The sequence below is a fragment of the Mesorhizobium sp. M8A.F.Ca.ET.021.01.1.1 genome, assembly GCF_003998025.1.
GTDB lineage: Bacteria > Pseudomonadota > Alphaproteobacteria > Rhizobiales > Rhizobiaceae > Mesorhizobium.
In genome coordinates this window covers 1-3835 of the sequence record NZ_RZSJ01000578.1, presented here as the reverse complement: position 1 = coordinate 3835, position 3835 = coordinate 1, and the positions used below count along the sequence as shown (strand labels likewise).

Genomic DNA, 3835 nt, shown 5'->3' with positions numbered 1-3835 from the left:
GTTGAAGGCTTGCCCGTCGGCCTCTGCCTTCAACCGAGCCACTTCGGCCTCAAGCGTCGAGACTTGGATTGCCAACGACTGGAGGTCGGCTGAGGCAAACGTAGCATCGAGGCGGGCAAGCAATTGACCGGCTCGCACATGCTGTCCTTCGCGCACGTCGATCGAGCGCACGATCGCCGTCTCCAGTGGCTGCACAATGATGTTCGGCGATTGTGAGACCACTAGCCCTCTGGTCGTCACCACCTGGTCGACGGGAATCAACCCTGCCAAGGCAATCAAGGCGATTGCCAAACTCGAAATAACCCAGATGATGCCCCGCGCCGTTCTCGGCATTGGCGCATTGGCGATCGCCGTGGAAGGCCACTGGAATTCGAGGATGGCCGGTGTGGTCGGATCGTTCGTTTTGGTCCGCTGCCGGCGGGGGGGGCGGATGGCGACCGAGGTGCTGCTGCTCATGGCTTGCTATCCCATTCCACCTTTTGGCGTGCCGCCAAGCGCGTTGGCGCCGCTATGGATCGCCCATTTGCCGGCGATCCTCACGCTCAATCGATCGCAGCGTGACATCGTCAATCCAGCCGCGACGGTACGGCCACCGGGCGGCCGGCGCGGCCGTCGAGGTGCCGGTTCTGCTGCAACCACAGTTGCCTGTAGAGGGGGCATCGCTCGAGCAGGGTCGCGTGCGGTGCCACGTCGAGCACCTTACCTTGCTCCATTACCAGGATCTGGTCACACTCCGTGAGAGAGGAGAGCCGGTGCGAAACGATGATCATCGTGCGCCCGCTGGCGATGCGCATCAGGTTGTTACTGACGACGGCTTCGCTCTCCGGGTCGAGTGCGCTGGTCGCTTCGTCGAGGATGAGGATGGTCGGATTGTGGATGAGGGCGCGCGCGATCGCCAGCCGCTGCTTTTGACCGCCCGACAGATTGGGCGATCCTTCCTCGATGTAGGTGTCGTAGCCATTAGGCATTCGTTCGATAAATTCTTCGGCGCCGGCCAGATGTGCGGCACGCATGGCGTCGGAAAGCGTCAGGCCTGCGCGCCCGGCAATGATGTTGTCGCGAATTGATCCGCGGAACAGGAAATTGTCCTGGAGCACCACACCGAGCCCCTGGCGCAGATGGCGCAGGTTGAATTCCTTGAGGTCGACACCATCCAGCTTGAGGAATCCGCTATAGTCTCGATTGATCCCCTGTAGGAGGCGCGCGATCGTGGATTTTCCCGACCCGCTGCGCCCGACGATGCCGAACATGGACCCTGCCGGAATGTTGAAGCTGACCCGGTCGAGTGCGGGCGTCTTCGTACCGATATAGCTGAAGGTCAGATCGCTGAACGTGATCTCGCCGACGAGCCTTGGTCTCAGGCCGAGGGAATTCGAACTGCTCTCCAGCGGCCGGTTCAGAACAGACGCCGCCTCGCCGATCGCTGCCCCGACCTCCTCGTAGTCTTCGATCAGTCGTGCCAGCCCCACGAGGGGTTGTGCGACGCGCTGGGAGATCATCATGAAGGCGAACAGGCCACCTACCATATATCCCGAACTGTCGTTCATCGCGAGATAGGCGCCGATCAGCATAGTGCCAAGCACCATGGCACGTTCGATCGGCGTAACCAGGGTCTGCGGCCAGCTGGCGAACTGGCCGAAGGCCAGGCGCGCCCTTCCCGACTCCGCCACCTGCTCGTCCCAAAGCGCCTTGCGTTGCGGCTCGAGACCAAGTGCCTTCACGGTCTTTATCCCGACAACAGTTTCGCCGAGTGCCGCCGCTTTCCATGTCTCGGCTTCGATCACCCGCTGGTACCTCCGGCGCAGCGGCTTGAGGAAGGCGAGAATGATCACCACGATCGCGCCTGCGCAGGCGATCACGATCCAGGCGAGCTTGGCGTTGATGTAGAACATCACCGGTATCAGCACGCACAGCGTAATCAGGTCGAGCAACGTGCCGAGCAGTTTGCCGGTCAGGAACTCGCGGATGCGATAGACCTGGGCGAGACGGTACATCGTCTCGCCGGCTGGATGACGCTCGAAATAGTCCAGCGGCAGGCGCAGGAGCCGACTGAAAACGTGCAGCTGCAGTTTGGTGTCCAAACGCGCGCCGACGACGTTGATGATCAATCGCCGCGCGTGACCTAGGAATGTCTCGTAGGCGAAGACGACCGCGATTATGGCCGATAAGAGCAACAGCGTGGAGACACTGTTGAACTGCAGCACCTTGTTGACGACCGTCATGACGATGAGCGGCGGCAGGATGGTAAGCACGCTGAGCGTGAACGAGGCGATAGCGACGTCCCGGAGGGGTCGGCTTTCAAGCCCCACCAGTTCGACGAGCCAGCCGAGAGTGAAAGGCGCATCCGCCGCAACATAGGATCGCGCCTGTCTCAGCAGCACCGCCTCGCCCGTCCACACCTGCGACAGGCGCAACTCGTCGATCGCGGTGGGTTGACCATCATCAGACGCGTCCGCGCTTTTGAGGAAGACTAGGTCGCGCTCCGCACTCGCCCCGATCAGGAGCCCCGCGCCCCCATCGTTGAACAACAGAACGACGGGTCCCGTGTCCTGAAAGCGCAAGAGGTGAGACCAGCGAACGCGGACGGCGCGAGACCACATACCACCGTTGCGCGCCCATTCGGACAGATCAGTGGAGGTTGGAAACGGGCTTGCAGTTGCCGCCCTGAATTCCTTCGGGTCGAGTTCGACACCATGATAGCGGGCGACCGCGAGCATCGCCTTGAGGCGCGGCCCGACCTGGTCAAACTCGGCGGGGCCACCCGGAGTCCGTCCTACTACGCTCTCGCCGCCGGCCTTGCCGGTCGCGTCGGCTTCGGTGTCGGTGTCGGTGCGGATCTGGACCGGCCGGGTTTCGGCGTTAAAAGGGATGCTTACCATGGACTTCCCTTCCGGCACGCAGGCCAAAGTTCAGTCGTGCCCAGGGCAGACCGTCCCTTGCCCATTCGGAAATGGTGAACGCGCAGGCTTTGCTCTCTCGCAAAGCCCGCGCGACCATTTCTTACCCTTGGACCGGTCTCTTTTGTGGTTTGTCCGGTCACCATTCCTGCTCACTCATGCGGCTTCAGAATATCCTTCAGAGCCTTCTTCACTGTGTCGTCGGTGTTGGCGTAGCCGGCACCTTGCTTGGTCTTGTCCGAAATCAGGTCGTTACTCGCACCCAACGGCTTGTTCTGGTTCTGACCAAATCCCCTGATCGTGTTGAGGACATTCAGGAGGTCGGTCGTCACGGAGCTGGCTGCCAGGCCGACAAGCTGGCGGAACGACGCATGGCTGACGGCACTACTGTCGGTAGAGCTGGATTGCAGGAACTGCGTCGAGTCCTTCAGTCCGAGCGTATTGGCCGAGATGGTGGCTTTGTGGCCAGGGCCGTTTTCGGCATTGTTATGGTTCCCGGAATTACCAGGTGCATCCTGATCGCCATTGCCAAAGCCGTTATTGCCATGGTGGTGGTCACCAGTCTCACCGCCCGGGCCGGTCGCTCCGGTCGCACCCGTCGAACCGGCTGAGCCAGTCGCTCCGGTCGAACCGGTTGCCCCGGTCGAGCCAGTCGCACCGGTTGCTCCAGTCGACCCGGTTGCTCCAGTCGAACCAGTCGAACCTGTCGCTCCAGTCGACCCGGTTGCTCCAGTCGAACCAGTCGAACCTGTCGCTCCAGTCGAGCCGGTGGCCCCGGTCGAACCTGTCGAGCCAGTCGCACCAGTCGAGCCGGTGGCTCCAGTCGAGCCTGTCGGGCCAGTTGCTCCGGTCGTGCCAGTTGCTCCGGTCGAGCCGGTCGCACCTGTCGAGCCAGTTGCTCCGGTCGAGCCGGTTGCACCAGTCGACCCTGTCGCTCC

The 3835-nt window shown here is 62.2% G+C and carries 4 protein-coding genes; all 4 read right to left on the bottom strand.

Annotated elements, in window-relative coordinates; translation table 11 throughout:
- Nucleotides 1–456, bottom strand: a 456-nt coding sequence (locus tag EOA36_RS30115) for a biotin/lipoyl-binding protein (RefSeq protein WP_127280592.1), incomplete at its 3' end; no start/stop codon positions are given.
- A 110-nt stretch (nucleotides 457–566) separates the two neighbouring features.
- Entirely contained in the window at nucleotides 567–2879 is a 2313-nt protein-coding gene (locus EOA36_RS30110; RefSeq protein ID WP_127280591.1) for a peptidase domain-containing ABC transporter, read from the bottom strand.
- A 170-nt stretch (nucleotides 2880–3049) separates the two neighbouring features.
- Complete coding sequence (locus tag EOA36_RS38555; protein ID WP_208695977.1) at nucleotides 3050–3229, bottom strand: hypothetical protein; 180 nt, start codon at nucleotides 3227–3229, stop codon at nucleotides 3050–3052.
- A 232-nt stretch (nucleotides 3230–3461) separates the two neighbouring features.
- On the bottom strand, nucleotides 3462–3835 hold a 374-nt coding region (locus tag EOA36_RS38550), incomplete at its 5' end, for a hypothetical protein (protein WP_245464513.1).

Bases quoted from the DNA above. Each gene is read 5' to 3' on its own strand.
- EOA36_RS30110 (WP_127280591.1), bottom strand. From the start codon at position 2,879: ATGGTAAGCATCCCTTTTAACGCCGAAACCCGGCCGGTCCAGATCCGC.